The sequence below is a fragment of the Sphingomonas sp. LM7 genome, assembly GCF_002002925.1.
Classification (GTDB): Bacteria; Pseudomonadota; Alphaproteobacteria; order Sphingomonadales; family Sphingomonadaceae; genus Sphingomonas.
In genome coordinates this window covers 3,773,923-3,794,838 of sequence record NZ_CP019511.1, presented here as the reverse complement: position 1 = coordinate 3,794,838, position 20,916 = coordinate 3,773,923, and the positions used below count along the sequence as shown (strand labels likewise).

At 66.7% G+C, this 20,916-nt stretch carries 19 protein-coding genes; 14 read left to right on the top strand and 5 right to left on the bottom strand.

All coding sequences use genetic code 11. The features are described from left to right. Positions 1–7: 7 nt before the first annotated feature. From BXU08_RS17665 to BXU08_RS17655, 3 genes are all read left to right on the top strand, one after another. Positions 8–2,173, top strand: coding sequence for a primosomal protein N' (locus BXU08_RS17665; RefSeq protein WP_077512572.1), 2,166 nt, complete (start codon positions 8–10; stop codon positions 2,171–2,173). A gap of 68 nt (positions 2,174–2,241) precedes the next feature. Then, a complete protein-coding gene (locus BXU08_RS17660; protein WP_171982564.1) occupies positions 2,242–3,801 on the top strand; it encodes a lipopolysaccharide assembly protein LapB in 1,560 nt (519 codons plus the stop codon). A 77-nt stretch (positions 3,802–3,878) separates the two neighbouring features. Continuing rightward, complete coding sequence (locus BXU08_RS17655; RefSeq protein WP_077511255.1) at positions 3,879–5,420, top strand: S1C family serine protease; 1,542 nt, start codon at positions 3,879–3,881, stop codon at positions 5,418–5,420. Between the two features lies 1 nt (position 5,421). Here BXU08_RS17655 and BXU08_RS17650 read toward each other — a convergent pair whose 3' ends face one another. Continuing rightward, entirely contained in the window at positions 5,422–5,889 is a 468-nt protein-coding gene (locus tag BXU08_RS17650; RefSeq protein ID WP_077511253.1) for a DUF1203 domain-containing protein, read from the bottom strand. Then, positions 5,886–6,926, bottom strand: a complete 1,041-nt coding sequence (gene ada, locus BXU08_RS17645) for a bifunctional DNA-binding transcriptional regulator/O6-methylguanine-DNA methyltransferase Ada (protein WP_077512570.1) — start codon at positions 6,924–6,926, stop codon at positions 5,886–5,888. Before ada ends, BXU08_RS17650 begins: the two co-directional genes overlap by 4 nt. A 113-nt stretch (positions 6,927–7,039) precedes the next feature. Between ada and BXU08_RS17640 the strand changes: the two genes are divergently transcribed. Both BXU08_RS17640 and BXU08_RS17635 read left to right on the top strand, forming a co-directional pair. Then, a complete protein-coding gene (locus tag BXU08_RS17640; RefSeq protein ID WP_077511251.1) occupies positions 7,040–8,527 on the top strand; it encodes an MFS transporter in 1,488 nt (495 codons plus the stop codon). Then, complete coding sequence (locus BXU08_RS17635; protein WP_077511249.1) at positions 8,524–10,155, top strand: glycoside hydrolase family 43 protein; 1,632 nt, start codon at positions 8,524–8,526, stop codon at positions 10,153–10,155. Before BXU08_RS17640 ends, BXU08_RS17635 begins: the two co-directional genes overlap by 4 nt. Positions 10,156–10,516: 361 nt before the next feature. Here BXU08_RS17635 and BXU08_RS17630 read toward each other — a convergent pair whose 3' ends face one another. Next, positions 10,517–10,984 (bottom strand): PilZ domain-containing protein, encoded by a 468-nt coding sequence (locus BXU08_RS17630; RefSeq protein WP_171982563.1) that lies wholly within the window; start codon positions 10,982–10,984, stop codon positions 10,517–10,519. A 316-nt stretch (positions 10,985–11,300) separates the two neighbouring features. Between BXU08_RS17630 and BXU08_RS17625 the strand changes: the two genes are divergently transcribed. After that, positions 11,301–12,773: a DEAD/DEAH box helicase gene (locus BXU08_RS17625; RefSeq protein ID WP_077511245.1), complete on the top strand. Its 1,473-nt coding sequence runs from the start codon at positions 11,301–11,303 to the stop codon at positions 12,771–12,773. A 164-nt stretch (positions 12,774–12,937) separates the two neighbouring features. On the opposite strand, the gene BXU08_RS17620 is transcribed toward BXU08_RS17625, so the two are convergent. After that, positions 12,938–13,849, bottom strand: coding sequence for a hypothetical protein (locus BXU08_RS17620; RefSeq protein ID WP_077511243.1), 912 nt, complete (start codon positions 13,847–13,849; stop codon positions 12,938–12,940). A gap of 185 nt (positions 13,850–14,034) precedes the next feature. On the opposite strand from BXU08_RS17620, the gene BXU08_RS17615 reads away from it, so the two are divergent. The 8 genes from BXU08_RS17615 to BXU08_RS17580 are packed head-to-tail and all read left to right on the top strand — an operon-like array spanning position 14,035 to position 20,367. After that, a complete protein-coding gene (locus BXU08_RS17615; RefSeq protein WP_077511241.1) occupies positions 14,035–14,589 on the top strand; it encodes a F0F1 ATP synthase subunit delta in 555 nt (184 codons plus the stop codon). Between the two features lie 2 nt (positions 14,590–14,591). After that, entirely contained in the window at positions 14,592–16,121 is a 1,530-nt protein-coding gene (gene atpA, locus BXU08_RS17610; RefSeq protein WP_077511239.1) for a F0F1 ATP synthase subunit alpha, read from the top strand. Next, the gene (locus BXU08_RS17605) at positions 16,121–16,501 is read left to right on the top strand and encodes a hypothetical protein (RefSeq protein ID WP_077511238.1); all 381 of its coding nucleotides are present in this window, start codon (positions 16,121–16,123) and stop codon (positions 16,499–16,501) included. Before atpA ends, BXU08_RS17605 begins: the two co-directional genes overlap by 1 nt. A 9-nt stretch (positions 16,502–16,510) precedes the next feature. Beyond that, positions 16,511–17,401, top strand: coding sequence for a F0F1 ATP synthase subunit gamma (locus BXU08_RS17600; protein ID WP_077511237.1), 891 nt, complete (start codon positions 16,511–16,513; stop codon positions 17,399–17,401). After that, positions 17,401–17,973, top strand: coding sequence for a hypothetical protein (locus BXU08_RS17595; RefSeq protein ID WP_077511236.1), 573 nt, complete (start codon positions 17,401–17,403; stop codon positions 17,971–17,973). Before BXU08_RS17600 ends, BXU08_RS17595 begins: the two co-directional genes overlap by 1 nt. An 18-nt stretch (positions 17,974–17,991) precedes the next feature. Further along, entirely contained in the window at positions 17,992–19,464 is a 1,473-nt protein-coding gene (gene atpD, locus BXU08_RS17590; RefSeq protein ID WP_077511235.1) for a F0F1 ATP synthase subunit beta, read from the top strand. Continuing rightward, complete coding sequence (locus BXU08_RS17585) at positions 19,461–20,108, top strand: hypothetical protein (RefSeq protein WP_150125566.1); 648 nt, start codon at positions 19,461–19,463, stop codon at positions 20,106–20,108. Before atpD ends, BXU08_RS17585 begins: the two co-directional genes overlap by 4 nt. Before the next feature lie 7 nt (positions 20,109–20,115). Then, positions 20,116–20,367: an ATP synthase F1 subunit epsilon gene (locus BXU08_RS17580; RefSeq protein WP_077511233.1), complete on the top strand. Its 252-nt coding sequence runs from the start codon at positions 20,116–20,118 to the stop codon at positions 20,365–20,367. Here BXU08_RS17580 and BXU08_RS17575 read toward each other — a convergent pair whose 3' ends face one another. After that, positions 20,368–20,799 carry a DUF6265 family protein gene (locus BXU08_RS17575; RefSeq protein WP_077511232.1) on the bottom strand — a complete coding sequence of 144 codons (432 nt, stop codon included), beginning with the start codon at positions 20,797–20,799 and terminating at the stop codon, positions 20,368–20,370. It abuts the gene before it with no gap. Between the last annotated feature and the right edge of the window lie 117 nt (positions 20,800–20,916).

Genomic DNA, 20,916 nt, shown 5'->3' with positions numbered 1-20,916 from the left:
GAGCGGCATGTCGCGCGCTCGCATCCTCGTCCTCCATCCGGCACTCGGCCCGCTCGACTATCGCGTGCCGCAGGGCATGACGGTCGAACCCGGGTCGATCGTCGTCGTGCCGATCGGCCCGCGCCAGTTCGCCGGCGTGGTCTGGGAGCCCGAACGGCTGCCGACCGAGGAGATCGGCGACAATCGCCTGCGCAACATCCTCGCAGTCGCCGATACGCCACCGATTCCCGAGCCGGTACGCCGCCTCGTCGAATGGACCGCGGACTATTATCTAAGCCCGCCCTCGGCGGTGCTGGCGATGGCGGTGCGCACTTCGGCGGCGTTCGAGGCGGCGCCGACGATCACCGAATATCGCGCGACCGGCGTCGTTCCCGACCGGCTCACCCCGCAGCGCGCGCAGGCGCTCGGGCGGATCGGCGAGCGGCAGGGACTGGTGCGCGAACTCGCGACGATCGCCGATGTCTCGGAAGGCGTGATCCGGGGGTTGTGCAAGGTCGGCGCGATCGAAGGCGTGACGGTCGATACCGACAGTCCCTATCCGCTGCCCGACCCCAATTTCGCGCCGCCCGATCTCAGTACCGAGCAGGCCGATGTGGCGAGCATCCTGCGACAGTCGGTAACCGCGGAAAGCTTCCAGCCCTTCCTGCTCGACGGGGTCACTGGGTCGGGCAAGACCGAAGTCTATTTCGAGGCGGTCGCCGCGGCGCTCGCGTCAGGCAAGCAGACGCTCGTGCTGCTCCCCGAGATCGCGCTCACCGAACCCTTCCTTACCCGCTTCGCCCAGCGCTTCGGCTGCGAGCCGGTGGCATGGCATTCGGGGCTGCGCACCTCACAGCGCCGCCGAGCATGGCGGGCGATCTCGCGCGGCGAGGCCAAGGTCGTCGTCGGCGCGCGCTCGGCACTGTTCCTGCCTTATCCCCAGCTCGGGCTGATCGTCGTCGACGAAGCGCACGAGACCAGCTTCAAGCAGGAAGAGGGCGTCCATTATCACGCCCGTGACGTCGCGGTGATGCGCGGGCGCTTCGAGGAATGCACCGTAGTCCTCGCCTCCGCCACGCCGGCGATCGAGACACGCCACCAGGTCGAGCTCGGCCGCTACGAGGAGCTCAAGCTGCCCGGCCGTTACGGCCTTGCCGAGCTCCCCGACATCGAGGCGATCGACCTGATCAAGGAGCCGCCCGACCGCGGCCGCTGGCTGAGCCCGCGACTGATCCTGGCGATCGACGCGGCGCTGGAGCGCGGCGAACAGTCGCTGCTGTTCCTCAACCGCCGCGGCTATGCGCCGCTGACGTTGTGCCGGCACTGCGGCCACCGCTTCCAATGCCCGAATTGCACCGCGTGGATGGTCGAGCACCGGCTGATCCGCCGCCTCACCTGCCATCATTGCGGGCACACCGTTCCGACGCCCGAGATCTGCCCGGAGTGCGAGGAAGCCGACAGCCTCGTCGCCTGCGGCCCCGGGGTCGAGCGGATCGCCGATGAAGTGTCCGTGCTCTGGCCCGACGCGCGCACGGCGATCGTCACGTCCGACACCCTGTGGTCGCCCGCCAAGGCGGCAGAGTTCGTCCACCGGATGGAGCATAAGGAGATCGACATCGTCGTCGGCACCCAGCTGGTCACCAAGGGCTATCATTTTCCCAACCTCACTGTGGTCGGCGTCGTCGATGCCGATCTCGGGCTCGACGGCGGCGACCTTCGCGCGTCCGAGCGCACCTTCCAGCAGATCATGCAGGTCTCGGGGCGCGCCGGTCGCGGCGAGAAGCCAGGCAATGTCTTCATCCAGACCCATTCGCCCGACGCGCGGGTGATGCAGGCGCTCGTCTCGGGCGACAGCGCCGCCTTCTACGCCGCCGAGACCGAGGCGCGGCGCGACGCCGGTGCCCCGCCTTACGGCCGCTACGCCGCGATCATCGTGTCGAGCGAGGACAAGGCGGCCGCCGAGGAAACCGCGCGGATGATCGGCCGCACCGCGCCGCGCCGTGACGAAATGCACGTCTATGGCCCGGCCCCCGCGCCGCTGGCGATGCTGCGCGGCCGCCACCGATTCCGCCTGCTCGTCCATGCCCGCCGCGCCTTCGACGTGCAGGACATGATCCGCGACTGGCTGGGCGCGCTCGAATGGAGCGGCAAGGTGCGCGTCGCAGTCGACGTCGATCCCTATAGTTTCGTCTAGTCCCGTCGATTCGACCCTGTTCGCGGCACCCGCGGCGAATTAGCTTCGTGGCGACGCGGGGGGTGCCGATGATTCGCAGATTGGTGTTGCCGTTGCTTCTGCTCGTCCCGGGCGTTGCGCAGGCCGACTGGTACGAGGCGAGCAGCCGGCACTTCGTCGTCTATTCGGACCAGCGGCCCGAGCGGCTGGAGCAATTCGCGACCGAGCTCGAACGGTTCGATCACGCAGTGCGGCGCTATGGCCGGTGGAAGGACGAACCGATCGCCGCGCCGAACCGCGTCACTGTCTATGTCGTCGATGACCGCGACGCCGTGGTCGATCTGATCGGCGACAAGTTCGTAGGCGGGTTCTACAAGCCGCGCGCCGGCGGTTCGATGGCGGTGGTGCCGCGCCGCATCGGCTCGGGCGCGAAGGCGGATCTCGACGCGCAGAGCATCCTCTTCCACGAATATGCCCATCATTTGATGTGGAGCATCGCGCCGCACGCCGTGCATCCGTCCTGGTTCATCGAAGGCTTTGCCGAAGTGTTCGCGACCGCCGACTTCGAGAAGGACGGCGCGGTGCGGATCGGCGCGCCGCCGCAATATCGCGCGCGCACGCTGATGTCGGGAAACAACCTGCCGATCGACAAGATGCTGATCGCCGACACGCTCAAGCTCGACCGCGAGCAGCGCAGCGCGCTCTATGGCCGCGGATGGCTGCTCACGCATTATACGATGATCGCGAACCAGCGGCGCGGCCAGCTCACCGACTATCTGACGGCGATGAATCAGGGCAAGAAGTCGCTCGAGGCCGCGCAGGTGTTCGGCGACCTGCGCGCGTTCGACGCCGAGCTTGAACGCTACAAGCGCGGCAAGCTCATCGGCTATCGGATCGCCGCAGCGGAAGCCGGCCAGATCAAGGTCACCCTGCGCAAGCTCACGCCGGGCGAAGCGGCGACGATGGATGTCCGCATCCGCTCCAAGAACGGCGTGAACGCCAGGACCGCGCCGGGCGTCTATGAGGATGCGCGCAAGGCGGCGGCACCGTTCCCCAGTGATCCCGGCGCGCAGATCGTCCTTGCCGAAGCCGCCTATGACGCGCGCGACCTGCCCGGGGCCGAAGCCGCTGCGGACCGCGCGATCGCTGCCGATCCCAGGGCCGTCGATGCCTGGCTCTACAAAGCGATGGTGAAGCTGCAACTCGCCCGCAAGGCGGGGGACAAGAGCAAGGAGACGCAGGCGGCGATCCGCAGGATCATCGCGCAGGGCAACCGGCTCGAACCCGACGACCCCAAGCTGCTGATCCTGTACTTCCGCAGCTTCGTCGATCTGGGCGCTGCGCCGAGCGAAAATGCCAAGCAGGGCCTTGCCCGCGCGTTCGAGCTCGCGCCCCAGGATCTCGCCCTTCGCTTCAACGCAGCGCAAATGTACCTGCGCGACGGCAACAAGACGGAAGCACGCGCGATGCTCGCGCCGCTCGCCTACAGCCCGCATGGCCACGGCTATGCCCGGCGCGCGACCGCGCTGATCGCGATGATCGACAAGGGCGATGCCAAACAGGCGATCGAAGCGATCGACAGCCCGCCCGCCGGCGACGCCGACAACGGAGACGAGGACGCACCCGCCGCCAAGGGAGCGCCGATGTGAAATCCCGCGCCGCGCCTGCTTGAACCGCCGGCGCTTTTGCCCGAAAGCTCGGTGCGAATAAGGGATTTGGGTGGCTAATGGTCCGGCGCTTGCTGATGATGGTCGTGCTGGCACTGGCGGGGATCGCGCCTGCGCGCGCCGACGACATCTCCGCCTCCGGCCGCGGCGTCGTGCGGATCGTCACCATCGCAGTGGTGGACGATGAAGTCGTCGGCTTCGGCCATGGCAGCGGCTTCGCGGTTGCGCCGAACCGGATCGTTACCAACGCACATGTCGTCGAGCTTGCCGATCGCTATCCGGGCAATGTCGTCATCGGCATCGTGCCGTCGGAAGGGGACAAGTCGTTCCAGGGCAAGCTCGTCGCGATCGACCAGCAGCGCGATCTTGCGCTGATCGAATTCAGCGGCGTCCGGCTTGCGCCGCTTACGCTGTTCACCGGCCTGCCGAGCGATGGCGAAAGCCTGATCGCGCTCGGCTATCCGGGCAATGTCGATCTCGCCACGGCGCGGTCGGCGGCGGACTTCATCCGGCCGCAGTCGCCGGTCCGCTCGCAGGGTGGGTTCGCCGGCGATCGCACGCTCCAGGGCACCAACGTGCTGCTCCACACCGCCAGCATCGCGCGCGGCAATTCCGGCGGGCCGCTGCTCGATCGCTGCGGACGCGTGCTCGGCGTCAATTCGGCGATCACCCGCGGCGACGAAGGCGATTCGACCTTCGCATTCGCCATTGCGGGGAGCGAGCTTGCCGCCTTCCTTCAGGGCGCAAAGCAGCCCTTCGCCTCGGTCGGCGTGCCGTGCACCAGCGTCGAGGAGCAGATGGCGCAGGAGCGCAACGCCGACGAGAAGGCGCGGCTCGATGCCGATGCGCGCGCGCGCACCGACGCAGCGAAGAACGCGACCGAGCGCGAGGATGCGATTGCCCAGGCGCGCTCGCGCAACGTGGTCGCGCGCGAGAATTACATGGCGGGCGCCGCGGTGCTCCTCGTCCTCGGTGCGCTCGCGCTCGGCGGGGCCGGCATGCTGTTCTCGCGTGACCGGCGGCGCGAGGCGATCTGGCTGGCGGCAGGCGGCGGCGTGCTGATGCTGGGCGCGGTCGCGCTGTTCCTCAGCCGGCCCGATTTCGACGAATCCAAGATCCTGTCGGTGCCCAAGGCGAGTGCGGGTCCGGCCGTTCCGGGCCAGTCGGCGACCGGGCGGATGGTGTGCACACTCGTCCCCGAACGCAGCCGGGTGACCGTCACCGCCATCGACAAGGTCGATCTCGATATCGGTGCCGACGGCTGCATCAACGGCCGTACCCAATATGCCGAATCAGGTGCCCGCTGGCAGCGCATCCTGGTCCCCGAACAGGAACAGTCGGTCTCGGTGCTCGACTATGATCCGGCGAGCCGCACCTACACCAACACGCGCTATCTGCTCTCCTCCGCGCAGATGACCAAGGCGCGCGCGCTGCGTTCGGGCGTGCCGCTCAAGACCTGCTCGGCTGATCAGGCGGCGCGCGCCAGCCTCGCCACGCAGCAACAGGCGCTGCGCGCCGCCCTGCCGCCGGTGTACAACGAGAAGCTGGTCTATAGCTGCAGTCCCGCTGCCTCGGGACCGCCGGCAGCCGCGCCGCAATAGCTCAGCCGCGATCCACGCACGCCGCGAAGCAGCCGCGCCGGGCATAATGGATGTGCAGGAAGGCGACGGCCGGATCGCCGAACATCGTGCCGATCATCGGTTCCAGCGCGGATCCCTCCACGACATCGGCATTTGTCATCATCGCGTAACGATCGAACGCTCTGACCGACAATAGTCGAGTCGCGAGTTGCTCCGGTATCTCGTCAATATAGAGCGCTGGCGTCTCGGCACCTTCGCGCACGAAAATCGCGTGACGCGCGCGATACGGGCCCGGATCGGGCAGATGCTCGTGATTGAGCAACAGCAGCGTCTCGCCCGGCGCGGCGTCCTCCAGCGTCACCCGGCACGGAAAGCCGGAATCGTCGTCCGCGGTCATCCGCACGACCTGCTCGGCGGCGAGCGCCTGTTCCGACAGGCCATAGAATTGCCGGAACGGCGCGGGATCGATCCCGGCGATGACATAGCTCATTCGCTCACCCCTTCCCGCTTGCGCAGCACCCGCTTGCGGTCGATGCCATAGGCGTAGCCGCCCATGCTGCCGTCGGCGCGCTGGGCACGATGGCACGGGATCAGCACCGCGACATGGTTCGCGCCGCACGCCGTCCCCGCCGCACGCACGGCGCGCGGATTGCCGGCTTGGGTGGCGAGTTGGGCATAGCTGCGCGTCTCGCCAGGCGGGACTGCGCGCAACGCCTGCCACACCGCTTCCTGGAAAGCCGTGCCCTGCACATCGAGCGGCAGGTCCAGATCGCGCCCCGGGGTCTCGACTTCGCGCACGACCTGCGCGGCAAGCTCTGCCAGCGCCGCGCCGCCCTGCGCAATCTCCGCCGCGGGGAAGCGCCGGGCGAGGTGGAGGGCATCCTCGTCGAAGGCGACCCGGCACAGCCCCTTGTCGGTCGCCGCGATCAGCAACGGCCCCAGGCTGGTCTCCGCAACCGTCCAGCGGATCGTCACGCCCGCGCCGCCGCGCTTCCACGCGCTGGGCGTCATGCCGAGCCGGGCATTGGCGGTTTCGTAGAAGCGGCTGGGCGCGGCATAGCCCGCCTCGTAGATCGCGTCGGTCACGCGCTCCTCCTGCGTCAGTGCGGCGGCGGCGCGGCGGGCGCGGAGACCGCGGGCATAGGTTGCGGGAGTCACGCCGGTCGCGCGCTTGAACAGCCGCTGGAAATGATGCGGCGCATAGCCGACATGCGCGGCGAGTTGCTCGAGTCCGATCGGCTCCTCGGCGGCCTCGATCAACGCGGCGGCCTGCGCCACTGCGATCCGGTCGCGCCCCACTTCATCGGGCTTGCAGCGCAGGCACGCCCGGAACCCCGCGGCGCGCGCCGCATCGGCATCGGCATAGAACCGCACATTCTCGCGCTTGGGGCGCCGCGCCGGGCAGGTCGGCTTGCAATATATCCGCGTGGTGGTCACCGCGACGATGAAACGCCCGTCATAAGCGCGGTCGCGCGCGTCGAAGGCGGCCCAGGCGATATCGTCGCTGATGGTCTGCGGATTGCTCATGCAACCGATATAGCCGCACACGATCTGCGCCACATCCCGCGGCTTGCGCTCAAAGCGAAACCGCGCCACCGTTAGCGCTAACAGCGCCGGATACGGGCGCAGAGGAGGGGCGCATGGGCTTCTGGCAACGTACCCGCGCGCTGCGCTGGTGGATCATCGCGATCGTGATGCTGGGCACGATCATCAATTATCTCGTCCGCCAGACATTGGGCGTGGTCGTCGCGACCCCCGAATTCCAGGCCGACGTGCCGATGACCAAGGAGCAGTACAGCTGGGTCACCGGGGTGTTCCAGGCGTTCATCATGCTCCAGCCAGTGGTCGGCTACATCCTCGATCGCATCGGGCTGCGCACCGGCATGGCGGTGTTCGCCACTGCCTGGGGGCTGCTCACCTTCGCGCATGGCTGGGTGACGAGCTGGCAGGGGCTGGCGGTGCTGCGCGGCGCATTGGGCTTTGCCGAGGGCACGTCGCACACCGCCGGGCTCAAGGTCGTTTCCGAATGGTTTCCAGCGCGCGAGCGCGGGCTTGCCGGCGGCATCTATAATCTCGGCGCCTCGGCCGGCATCGCGCTGGCCGGCCCGATCGTCGCGATCGCCATCGTCTGGTGGAACTGGCGCGCCGCCTTCTACGTCGCCGGCGCGCTGGCCCTGCTGTGGGTCGTGTTGTGGCTGCGCTATTATCGCACGCCCGAGGCGCATCGCACCGTCTCTGCCGAGGAACTCGCGCTGATCCGCTCGGGGCAGGAAGCGCATGTCCAGGCGACCGGGGCCAAGCCCGCCGTGCTGTCGCTGCTTGGCCGGCGCAATTTCTGGGGCATCGCCCTTCCCCGCTTCCTCGCCGATCCGACCTGGGCCACCCTCACTTTCTGGCTGCCGCTCTACCTTAGCGAAGTCCGCGGCTTCGATTTGCGCGAACTGGCGATCGCGGTGGTGCTGCCTTTCGTCGCCGCCGATATCGGCTGCCTGTTCGGGCCGGCGCTGGTGCTCTGGCTCGAACGCCGTGGCATCGCGCTGATCGATGCGCGCCGCTGGACCTTCACGCTCGGCGCGTTGATGATGACCAGCATGATCTTCGTCGGCGGAGTCACCAGCCCGTATATGGCAGTGGCGTTGCTCAGCATCGGCGCCTTCGCGCACCAGACGCTGTCGGTCACCTGCATCACCATGGCGAGCGATCTGTTCCCCAAGAACGAAGTTGGCACCGTGGCGGGGATGGCGGGGACGATGGCCAATCTGGGCGTGCTGATCTTCACGCTGCTGATCGGCGCGCTGGTCGTGCGGATCGGCTATGACCCGTTCTTCATTGCGCTGGGCATTTTCGACCTGATCGCCGCGGCCTTGCTGTGGACGCTGGTGCGCAAGCCCGGCGAGGATCCGGGACGCGACAGCGGCTGGATCCCGATTCTGTTGGGCGCGATCCTCTCCGCCGGGCTCACCTTGTTCTATGCGAGCGGGGTAGCGCCGGTGCCGTGCGCCGCCTTCACCAGCTTCAGCGCCTGCGACGTGCCGATCGCGATGCGCGGGATCTGGGGCTTCGGGCTGGCGCTCGCGCTGCTCGGCATCGTCATCGAAATCCGCGCCCGGAGGAACCGGCCCCAATGATTCGCAATCCGATTCTTCCCGGCTTCAATCCCGATCCGTCGATCTGCCGCGTCGGCGACGATTACTATATCGCCACTTCGACCTTCGAATGGTTTCCCGGCGTCCAGATCCACCATTCGCGCGACCTGGCGAACTGGCGGCTGGTCGGCCGCCCGCTCGTCCGTGCCGCCCAACTCGACATGCGCGGCGATCCCGACAGCTGTGGCGTCTGGGCGCCCGACATCAGCCATGACGGAGAGCGCTTCTGGCTGATCTACACCGATGTGAAGCGCTATGGCCGCACCACCATCGGCGGCGCATCGGGCGCGAGCCTGCGCGACTTCCACAACTACCTCGTCACTTGCGACACGATCGATGGCGACTGGTCCGATCCCATCCATCTCAATTCCAGCGGGTTCGATCCGGGACTGTTCCACGACGAGGATGGCCGCAAATATCTGGTAAACCAGCTCTGGGACCACCGCCCCGGCCACAACCGCTTCGCCGGGATCGTCCTCCAGGAATATTCGCATGACGAACGTCGGCTGATCGGCGAGCGAACCAACATCTTCCCCGGCACGGCGCTCGGCCTCACCGAGGCGCCGCATCTCTACAAGCGCGGCGACTGGTACTATCTGATCGTCGCGGAGGGCGGCACCGGCTGGAACCACGCCGTGACGATGGCGCGGTCTCGCGACCTTCGCGGCCCATACGAGCTGCATCCCGACACCTACATCCTCAGCAGCCGCACCCGCCCCGATGCACCGCTCCAGCGCGCCGGCCATGCCGATCTGGTCGAGACCGCCGACGGCCGCACCTACATGGCCTATCTCTGCGGCCGTCCGCTCGCCAATCGCGGGCGCTGCGTGCTGGGCCGCGAGACTGCACTCCAGCCGATGGTCTGGGGCGACGACGATTGGCTCTATACGCAGGATCGCACCGGCATGCCGGTGATCGAGGCGCCTGGGCTCGCCATGCCTGCCTCACCGGCCCGCGAAACCGAAGCGCGTTACGATTTCGACGGCCCTGAACTCCCGCTCGACCTGCAATGGCTGCGCACGCCCGCGCCCGACCAAATCTACACCCTGACTGCCCGCCCCGGCCATCTCCGGCTCCATGGCCGCGAGACGATCGGCAGCCTGTTCACCCAGGCGCTGGTCGCGCGCCGCCAGCAGGATTTCTGCTATTCCGCATCCTGCGCGATGGAGTTTGCGCCCGAGCATTTCCAACAGGCCGCGGGGCTCGTCGCTTATTATAATGGCAGCAAGTTCCATTACCTCCATGTCAGCCATGACGACGAAGTCGGGCGGCACATCCGGGTTATGTCCGCGCTGCCCGACGCACCCCAGGCCGACGCCTTCACCGCGCCGATCGCGATCCCAGAGGGGCGGATCGAATTGCGCATCGAAGTCGATTTCGAACGCCTGCGCTTTGCCTTCCGGATCGGCGATGGCGGCTGGACCTGGCTGGCCGAGCAGTTCGACGCGAGCATCCTGTCCGACGAGGCGACCCAGCCGGGCCAGCCCAACTTCACCGGCGCGTTCGTGGGGATGGCGTGTCAGGACATGGCGGGCACGGGCCGCGCGGCGGACTTCGACTGGTTCGACTATCGCGAGCGGGCATATCGCGAAAACCCGGCGCAGGATTAGATCGGGCGCGGCCGAGCGATGGCCGTTTACCCGCCGGCGGAGGGCGTCAGGCTGCGGCCAGACAAACCGCTTGAAATGCAGGATTTCGCCTGCTGATCGCGCTCGGGCACTTGGCCCTAGCTATTTGACAGCGTCGATCCCGGCAGGAACCCAAACTCGCGTTGGGCGGAACCTTGCGATTTCCGCATCGCCGCGCCGCCGCTGAAACATCGCGACAGTGTGACCCTGGTGTGACCTCAGGTCCCCAAAAATGCGTGCCTTCAAGCCCCACCCCTTCAGGGGAGGGGGTTGGGGTGGGGCCTATCCGTCTCACCGAGACTGAAGCTTGAGGCACTGCCCCACAACGCACACCCACGCTCGCCTACTCGTCGAGAAACTGCCGGATCGCGTCGACGAGCTTCTGCTTGCGGAGATGGCGTGGCGGCGGTGCGGGCGGTGGCGGCGCCTTGGCAGCCGCGGGCCGCGCCTGGGGCAGGCGCTTGCGGAGTTCGGCTTCGAGGTTGGCGAGAACGCTCGCATGCCCTTCGAACGCGCGCGCCATCTTGGATTGGGGCAGCGGCACGAGGAACTCGCAGCCGTGCCGGCGCCCTTCGCTCCACACCACTTGCGCCTCGCGCGAGCCCGCGCCCGACAGGCCGATCGCAATCAGCGTGCCCGCGGGAAACGCCTCGTCCGAGACGAACAGGAAGCCGGTGCGCGAGAAATTGTCGACCAGCACTTCGAACGGATGGCCATCGGCGCCGCGCAGGGTACTTTCACGCGCGACATGGAAGCGCACCGCGCCCCGCGGATCGACTTCTCCCAGAACTTCCAGACGCGCGACGAGCACAGCCCAATTCCTCGGCAAAAATGGGAGCGTCCGGGCTACGCCCCGATTGGTTAAGCAATCCTTTCGATTTGCAGTGAAGCGCGCGGCAACCAGAACAGTATTGGCGCCACATTGACTTAGGGCAGCTTTGCTACCATATAGCGCCGCAGCGAGGCATCATGCAGCGTGATCGGACGAAGGCCCTGATGGGCGTCGCCCCGGCTCTGCCTCGGTTATACCACGGCTTCCCTAGTCACGCGGGTCGTCAATTTTTTGACCCCGCCTCCGTGCGCCCATTTTCCGTGCGCGCCCGCTGGCCGTATTCGTAAGGTCCATAATGCAATTCAAAGAACTCGGTCTCTCGCAGACCGTTCTCACCGCGCTCGCCACCAAGGGTTACACCGAGGCGACGCCGATCCAGGCACAGTCGATCCCGTCGCTGCTCGAAGGTCGCGACCTGCTCGGCATTGCCCAGACCGGCACCGGCAAGACCGCGGCTTTCATGCTTCCCTCGATCGACCGGCTGATCGCTTCAGGCAAGCGCGCCCAGCCGCGCGGTTGCCGCATGCTCGTCCTCGCGCCGACGCGTGAACTCGCCAGCCAGATCGCCGACAATGCCCGCCATTATGCCAAGGGCACGCCGCTCAGCGTCGCCACGATCTTCGGCGGCACGTCGATTCACAAGAACAAGACCGATCTCGCCCGCGGCGTCGATATCGTCGTCGCCACCCCGGGCCGTCTCGTCGACCTGATGGATCAGCACTATGCGATCCTGCTCGGCATCGAGATCCTCGTGCTCGACGAAGCCGACCAGATGATGGATCTGGGCTTCATCCACGCATTGAAGCGGATCGTCCGTGATCTTCCGACCAAGCGCCAAACCCTGTTCTTCTCGGCGACGATGCCCAAGACGATCCGCGAGCTCGCCGGCCAGTTCATCAAGAACCCCGTCGAAGTGAAGGTCACGCCCGAGGCGACCACCGCCGAGCGCGTCGAGCAGCAGGTCACTTTCGTCGCGCAGGCCGAGAAGCAGGCGCTGCTGACGCTGGCGCTGCGCGATCCGAGCATCGATCGTGCGCTGGTGTTCACCCGCACCAAGCACGGCGCCGACCGCGTCGTCCGCCTGCTCGGCGGCAACGGCGTCGCGTCGAATGCGATTCACGGCAACAAGAGCCAGCCGCAGCGCGAGCGCGCGCTGGGCGAGTTCCGCAGCGGCAAGGTCAAGATCCTCGTCGCAACCGACATCGCTGCACGCGGCATCGATGTCTCGGGCGTCAGCCATGTGTTCAACTTCGAGCTGCCGAACGTGCCGGACCAGTATGTCCACCGCATCGGCCGCACCGCGCGCGCCGGCGCGACGGGTCTCGCCATCAGCTATTGCGCCGATGACGAGCGTCCGTACCTCAAGGACATCGAGAAGCTGACGCGCCAGAAGCTGACGATCGTGCCTTTGCCGGCCGACTTCATCAACGAATCGAACAAGATCAAGTCGACGCGCTCGCCGATGCCGGTGGGCCGCGACGAGCAGAACGGCCGCAATGGCCGCGCGATGCAGCAGGGCGGCCGCTCCGGTGGCGGCCAGCGTCCCGGCCAGGGCCAGGGCCAGGGCCAGCGCCGCGAGGGTCAGCCCTTCGGCGATCGCCGTCCGGCGCAAGCCGGTGGCGAGCGTTCAGGCGAGCAGCGCCGCAACGACGCCCCCCGCGGCGATCGGCCCGCCGGCGACGCCCCCCGCAACTATGCGCGTCCCAAGGGCAAGTTCCACGCCCGTCCGGCGCGCCCGGCCAATGCCGGCGGCGGTCGCGGGCGGTAAGCCTAGCTGAAGCGAATATGGAAGGGCGGCGACACCATCGAGTGTCACCGCCCTTTCTCGTTGGGGGTCCGTAATCGGGCTGAGCTTGTCGAAGCCGGGCTCTCCGCGAGCCCAACGCCCGCGGATAGCCGCCCTTCGACAGGCTCAGGGCGAAAGGGTCGGCCTTACCCGCGCCGGCGCTTCGCCCGCTCCGCTGCATCCTCGCGGCCAGCGATCAGCCGCGTCGCACGTTCAGCGCCCTCGCGGCCTTCGTTCGCGCCGGCCTGCGCTGCGTCCTGATAGAAGCTGATGGCCCGCTCATAGGCGCCGCGTTGCTCGGAACAGAGGCCGAGGTTGAACAGCAGCGACGGATGCTCGGCCGCCTCTCCTTGCATCGCGCTCCAGCCGGCGCACGCGCCCATGGCGTCGCGCTTGGTCAGCTTGACGAGCGCCTTGAAACGGTTCGCCAGATCCTTAGGGAGCCCCTTGGTGCTCTCGCGCACACGTATCTTATAAGTATCCATATGCGGGACGAGGTCGCCGCGCAGCGATCCGGCGATGTCGCGGATCGCGGTCTCGATCACGTCCTCCGCCGTGCGGCCCGCATTACCGCCGGGGCACCAGGTAACTTCCTCGCGGAACGGCTTGGGCTCGGAGTAAACAATGCGGCCGTCGCTATTGCGGACGATGCGGATGTCGGCCTTCACGTCGATGATTCGCCGCTTGCAGCTGATCTCGCGCGATTCCTCCTCGATGCACTTGCCCTTGTCGTTCTTGGAGACGCACTTCTTCTCCTTCTTTTTGAAGGTAGTTTCGTCGACGCCGGAGGATACGTTTCCCGAGATCGAGCCCTCGGCGGTTTCGCGCCCGGTGCGCCCCGCGAGCAATTCGAACTGGCTGCCAGTGAGCGCCCGCTCGATCGCGATCTGCAGCGCCGCGCCGTCGCTCCCACCAAAGCGCTCGACCGCGACCGATTCGAGAAAACTCGCCTCGCGATTGTTCGCCGGGAACTCGCCGGTGATCTCCAGCACTTCGCCCTGGGCGACTCCCGCCCAGGCCAGCGCCGAAGCCGCGAGCAGCAGCCTTTTCCTGTTCATATTCCCCCCATTGCCGATAGACCCTGCCGCATAGAGCACCGCTGCTTACGTGCTTGTCCAGAGGAGTCGGGTTGCATCCCCGTGACACCGATGCTAACCGCGCCGCGACCCATCGGGGCGCCCTCCCGGCGTGCCCCTTTTTTGCATGGGGCCAATTCCTAACCCTCCAAGAGGAACAGTCACGCGTGGAGAATTCCGGCGGTATCCAGGCCAGTCTAAGCGGACGCTATGCAACCGCCCTGTTCGAGCTTGCGCGTGATTCGAAGGCTCTGCCCCAAGTCGAGGCGAGCCTCGCCACGGTGCGGCAGGCGCTCGACGAGTCGGCTGATTTCAAGGCGCTGACCAACAGCCCGCTGATCGCCCGCGGCCCCGCCGCCAAGGCGATCGCAGCGACGGCCGGCGTGCTCAAGCTCGACTCGACCACCACCAATTTCCTCGGCGTGGTCGCGCAGAACCGGCGCCTGAGCCAGCTCCCCGCGATCATCCGCGCTTTCGGCCAGCTGGCCGCCGCGCATCGCGGCGAAGCAACCGCCGAAGTGACTTCGGCGCACCCGCTCGACGCCGAACAGGTCGACGCGCTCAAGGCGCAGCTGCGCACCCGGCTCGGCCGCGACGTCAATGTCGACCTTTCGGTCGATCCCTCGCTCCTTGGCGGGCTGGTCGTGAAGATCGGCAGCCAGATGATCGATTCGTCGATCAAGACCCGACTGAACTCCCTCGCGCAGGCGATGAAAGGCTGAACATGGATATCCGCGCCGCAGAAATCTCGAAGGTCATCAAGGACCAGATCGCCAGCTTCGGCACCGACGCGCAGGTCTCCGAGACCGGCCAGGTGCTCAGCGTCGGTGACGGCATCGCGCGCATCCACGGGCTGGACAATGTCCAGGCCGGCGAGATGGTCGAGTTCGCCAACGGCATCCAGGGCATGGCGCTCAACCTCGAGGCCGACAATGTCGGCGTCGTGATCTTCGGCTCGGACGCCGAGATCAAGGAAGGCGACATCGTCAAGCGCACCGGTACGATCGTCGACGTGCCGATCGGCAAGGGCCTGCTCGGCCGCGTCGTCGATGGCCTCGGCAATCCGATCGACGGCAAGGGCCCGATCGTCGCCGACCAGCGCAGCCGCGTCGAAGTCAAGGCACCGGGCATCATCCCGCGTCAGTCGGTCAGCGAGCCGATGCAGACCGGGCTCAAGGCGATCGACGCACTCGTTCCCGTCGGCCGCGGCCAGCGCGAGCTGATCATCGGCGATCGCCAGACCGGCAAGTCGGCCGTCGCGATCGACGCCTTCATCAACCAGAAGGGCGTCAACGCCGGCGACGACGAGAGCAAGAAGCTGTACTGCGTCTATGTCGCGGTCGGCCAGAAGCGCTCGACCGTCGCGCAGCTGGTCAAGACGCTCGAAGAGAATGGCGCGATGGAATATTCGATCGTCGTCGCCGCGACCGCTTCGGAGCCCGCCCCGCTGCAGTTCCTCGCGCCCTATACCGGCACCGCGATGGGCGAATATTTCCGCGACAACGGCATGCACGCGCTGATCGTGTTCGACGATCTTTCGAAGCAGGCCGTTGCGTACCGCCAGATGTCGCTGCTGCTGCGCCGCCCGCCGGGCCGCGAAGCCTATCCCGGCGACGTGTTCTATCTTCATAGCCGCCTGCTCGAGCGTGCGGCGAAGATGTCGGACGCCAATGGCGGCGGCTCGCTGACCGCGCTGCCGATCATCGAGACGCAGGCGGGCGACGTTTCGGCGTACATCCCGACCAACGTGATCTCGATCACCGACGGCCAGATCTTCCTCGAGACCGACCTGTTCTTCGCGGGCATCCGCCCGGCGATCAACGTCGGCCTGTCGGTGAGCCGCGTCGGCTCGGCCGCACAGACCAAGGCGATGAAGAAGGTGTCGGGCTCGATCAAGCTCGAGCTCGCCCAATATCGCGAAATGGCGGCGTTCGCGCAGTTCGGCTCGGACCTCGACGCCTCTACCCAGAAGCTGCTCAACCGCGGCGCACGCCTGACCGAGCTGCTCAAGCAGCCGCAGTTCTCGCCGCTGCCGTTCGAAGAGCAGACCGTGTCGATCTTCGCGGGCACGCAGGGCTTCCTCGACGGCATCGCCGCGCAGGACGTGGTCCGCTATGAGGCGGCGATGCTCTCCGAGCTGCGCTCGAAGCACGCCGGCATCCTCACCGCGATCCGCGACAGCAAGGATCTCAAGGACGACGTCCGCGACCAGCTCAAGACCGCGCTGACCGAGTTCGGCAAGACCTTCGCCTGATGCAGCGCGCGCTTCGCCTTCTGGCCGGTGCCGGTCTGGCGGCGCTGCTTCCCCTGGAAGCGGCGGCCCAGGACGCGACTGGCCTGAACGGGACTTGGACGGTCGATCTGACCGCCAAGCCCGGCGACGCGCCCTATACCAAGCCGATGGTCCTGACGCTGGCGACGGATGGTTCGGTCACCGGATCCTTCTACGACAGCAAGATCGAAGCGGGCCGCTGGAAGACGGCGCGAGGGCGCACCTGCGTCAGCTTTCGCACCACCGACGGCACCGGCCCCTATCACACGGCCGCATGTCTCGCCGGCGACCATGTCGAAGGTCAGACCTGGGCGGAACACCGCAAGTTCCTGTTCAACTGGAACGCGGCTCGAGCGAATTGATGGATAGAAATGGCTAGTCTCAAGGCACTCAAGGTCCGGATCAACTCGGTCAAGTCGACCCAGAAGATCACCAAGGCGATGAAAATGGTCGCCGCTGCCAAGCTGCGCCGCGCGCAGGAGGCGGCGGAAGCTGGGCGTCCCTATGCCCAGCGCCTCGAGAGCGTGGTCGCCAGCCTCGCCTCGAAGGTGACGGTGAGCGAATCGTCGCCCAAGCTCCTCGCCGGCACCGGCAAGGACCAGGTCCATCTGTTCGTCGTCGCGACGTCGGACAAGGGCCTGGCCGGCGCATTCAACACCAACATCGCCCGCTTGGCCCGCCGTCGCGCGCAGGAGCTGATCGCGCAGGGTAAGACGGTCAAGTTCTACACCATCGGCCGCAAGGGCCGCGCGGTGCTCAACCGGCTGTTCCCGAAGGACTTCATCCATTCGATCGAGCCGGGCGACCTGGGCAAGCTCAAGTTTGCCGATACCCGCGGCTATGCCGACGATCTTATCGCGCGCTACGAAGCGGGTGAGTTCGATGTCGCGCATCTCTTCTATTCCAACTTCAAGTCGGTGTTGACGCAGGAGCCGACCGAGCAGCAGATCATCCCGGTCGCGCCGTCCTCGGTTCCCGAGGGTACCGTGCCCAGCACCGCCGCCCCTGCCGCCGTGATCTACGAGCCCGACGAGGAAGCGATCCTCGCCGATCTGCTCCCGCGCAACGTCGCGATCCAGCTCTATCGCGCGATGCGCGAGAACGCTGCGTCCGAGCAGGGCAGCAAGATGACGGCGATGGACAATGCGACGCGCAACGCCGGCGACCTGATCAAGCGGCTTTCGATCCAGTACAACCGCGCCCGCCAGGCCGCGATCACCACCGAGCTGGTCGAGATCATCTCGGGCGCCGAAGCCCTGTAATGCGCAACGGCGCAGTCCTCCTTTTCGCTGCGCTGGCGCTCGCCGGCTGTGGCGGCGCGCCTTCGCAGGATGGCGTAGCGCTGCAGAAGCAGGAGCAGGCGCGCGCGGCGGACCTCGCCAAGGTCAATGGCTGGCAGCGTGCCTTCCAGCCTGATGTGGCAGTGAGCGCCGCAAACCAGTTCGGCTTCCACGCGCCGGTCTATGGCCCGACGAAGCAGGGCTTCGCCAGCATCGGCACTCCGGTGATGGTTTCGGACAGCGCGGCGAAGCAGCCCAACGCAGTCGGTTTCGCAGCCACCGGCAAGGCGGCCGACCGCATCGACGCGTTCACGTTCGATCTGGCGCTCACCGACGCGAACAGCGCCGGGCTGGCGCGCACGCGCTTCGCCGATATCGTCCGCGACTTCCTGTTCCAGTCGAAGATCGACGCCAAGCCGATCCACGACAAGATCGCCAAGGGCGAGGCCGGCAAGGGCCAGCTCGACGGGATCGACTACGCAATCGAGAAGGCGGCCGACCGCCTCACCGTGACTTTCCACCGCACCGGGGCTAGTGCCCCCGCCAACAGCTAGACCGCCAAGGAAACGACAATGGCCACCGCCGCTGAAATCACCCGTCCGGGTACTACGAACAATGTCGGCCGCATCTCGCAGGTCATCGGCGCCGTCGTCGACGTGTCGTTCGATGGCGGCGTGCTGCCGGCGATCCTTTCGGCACTCGAGACCGACAATAACGGCCAGCGCCTCGTCCTCGAGGTCGCCCAGCATCTCGGCGAGAACACCGTCCGTACCATCGCGATGGACGCGACCGAGGGCCTGACCCGCGGCCAGCAGGTCACCGACACCGGTTCGCAGATCCGCGTCCCCGTCGGCCCCAAGACGCTCGGCCGCATCCTCAACGTCATCGGCGAGCCGATCGACGAGCGTGGCCCGGTTAATGCCGAGATCACGTCGCCGATCCACGCCGAGGCTCCCCTCTTCGTCGACCAGTCGACCGAGAGCAGCATCCTCGTCACCGGCATCAAGGTCATCGACTTGCTCGCGCCCTATGCCAAGGGCGGCAAGATTGGCCTGTTCGGCGGCGCCGGCGTGGGCAAGACCGTGCTCATCCAGGAGCTGATCAACAACATCGCCAAGGGCCATGGCGGCACTTCGGTGTTCGCGGGCGTCGGCGAACGTACCCGCGAGGGCAACGATCTCTATCACGAGTTCCTCGACGCCGGCGTCATCGCCAAGGACGCCGACGGCAACGCCATTTCCGAAGGCTCGAAGGTCGCGCTCGTTTACGGCCAGATGAACGAGCCGCCGGGCGCCCGTGCCCGCGTCGCGCTCTCGGGCCTGACGATCGCCGAATATTTCCGCGACGTCGAAGGCCAGGACGTGCTGTTCTTCGTCGACAACATCTTCCGCTTCACCCAGGCGGGCGCCGAAGTGTCGGCACTGCTCGGCCGTATTCCTTCGGCCGTGGGCTATCAGCCGACCCTGTCGACCGACATGGGCGCGCTGCAGGAGCGCATCACCTCGACCAACAAGGGCTCGATCACCTCGGTGCAGGCCGTGTACGTTCCCGCCGACGATCTTACCGATCCGGCACCGGCAACCTCGTTCGCCCATCTGGACGCAACCACGGTTCTCAACCGCGCGATCTCGGAGCTGGGCATTTACCCGGCCGTCGATCCGCTCGATTCGACCAGCCGCGTGCTCGAGCCGCGCGTCGTCGGCCAGGAGCATTACGAGACCGCCCGCGCCGTCCAGGCGATCCTGCAGAAGTACAAGTCGCTGCAGGACATCATCGCGATCCTCGGCATGGACGAGCTTTCGGAAGAAGATAAGCTGACCGTGTCGCGCGCGCGCAAGATCCAGCGCTTCCTCAGCCAGCCGTTCCACGTCGCCGAAGTGTTCACCGGCATCCCGGGTGCGTTCGTGCAGATTGAGGACACCATCAAGTCGTTCAAGGCAGTGGTGAACGGCGAGTACGACCACCTGCCCGAGAGCGCCTTCTACATGGTCGGTGGCATCGACGACGCCATTGCCAAGGCCCAGAAGCTGGCCGCTGAGGCGTGAGCTTCATCGGCGTGATACTGGTGTTGGCCCAGGTTGCGGCAGCTTCTGCTCCCCAACCTGCCGCACCTGTGTCGGCGCCGATCGATTCCGCGATCAAGCTGTGTGAGGATAGTTCGCGCTCTTCGAAGTTCATGATGCCGGCTGGACCACAGCTCTACATGAACATTTATCGCGAAGCCGGAGACATCAAGCCGTTCGAGCAGGTCCCCGCTCTTGTAACGCGCTTTGCGGGATCACAGCCGGCAGGGCGCGGCAGCTTGCCCAGCAGCTATGTATCGTTCCCGCTTGCTGACGGTGGCGCCCTTTGGGCAGTGATCTACCAAACGCAAGGTTGCGATCTGATGGCGACCGGGCTTGGCGATCCTGTGCCGGTCGTGAACAAGATCGAGCAAGTGCTTGCGGAGAAGAGCTACACGGTGCTGCGCTCGGTCGACGCGTCGGCACAGCGCCCGCTTGCGCAGAAGCTGCTCCTCAAGCGCGATCCGCAGCCTGACAGCCCGGCTTATGGAACGCGGGTCAAGATCGAAGCTCTGGCATCTTCAGCGGCAGATCGTGACGGCGTTCAGCTATCGGTGAGCTTCCTGTCTGGCGACATCCAAGTTCCGCAGGCAACCGCGACCACTCCCAAAACTCCCAAGCCATAGGCGATCCATGCTGCACTTCGAACTCGTCACTCCCGAAAAGCTCGTCCGCTCCGAGGACGTGCATATGGTCGTCGTCCCCGGCACCGAGGGTGATTTCGGCGTGCTCGAAGGCCATGCGCCGCTGATGTCGACGATCCGCGACGGCAATCTCGAAATCTACAAGACCGGCGCCATGGCGCCCGAGACGATCCGCATCGAAGGCGGTTTCGCCGAGGTCAACGAGCGCGGCCTGACCGTGCTCGCCGAAAAGGCCGAGTAACTATTCCAGCGTGCGGTGGAAGGTCCACCGCACTGCCTTGCTGCCGTCGAGCATCGAGATCTCCGCCAGCAACTTCTCGCCTTCGCGCCGATAACGTACGCGCTGCGGATAATCGTGGCTGCGCTCCTCGAAGGTCACCGATCGCGCCGCGGGATCGAACGTCGCCATGCGGAAATCGCCGGGCGCCTGGTTCGCCGGCTCGGCATGGAAGACCATTCCCAATTCATCGACCGTGATCGTCATGGTCTCGTTGGTCCGGACGGTGCCGCCGGTCCGGCTGATGTTCTTGCCGTGCATCACGCCCTTGTCCATCGGCGCCCAGCTGTCGCAGATGACGGTTCCGTTCTTCGGCTCGGTGCACCAATGCCCGGCCAGCCAGCCTAGATCGGGCTGCCGCGCGTCGAGCGTCAGGGAAGCGAGCAGCAGCAGCATGGCAGGGCATCCTCCGGCGAAGCGCCGAGCGTCCCACAGCGGCGGCGGCGATGCAATCCGCGCGCGCCGCCGCGTGCCCGGATTGGTTAGGCAATTCTAAAGCCTTGCTCGCTAAGC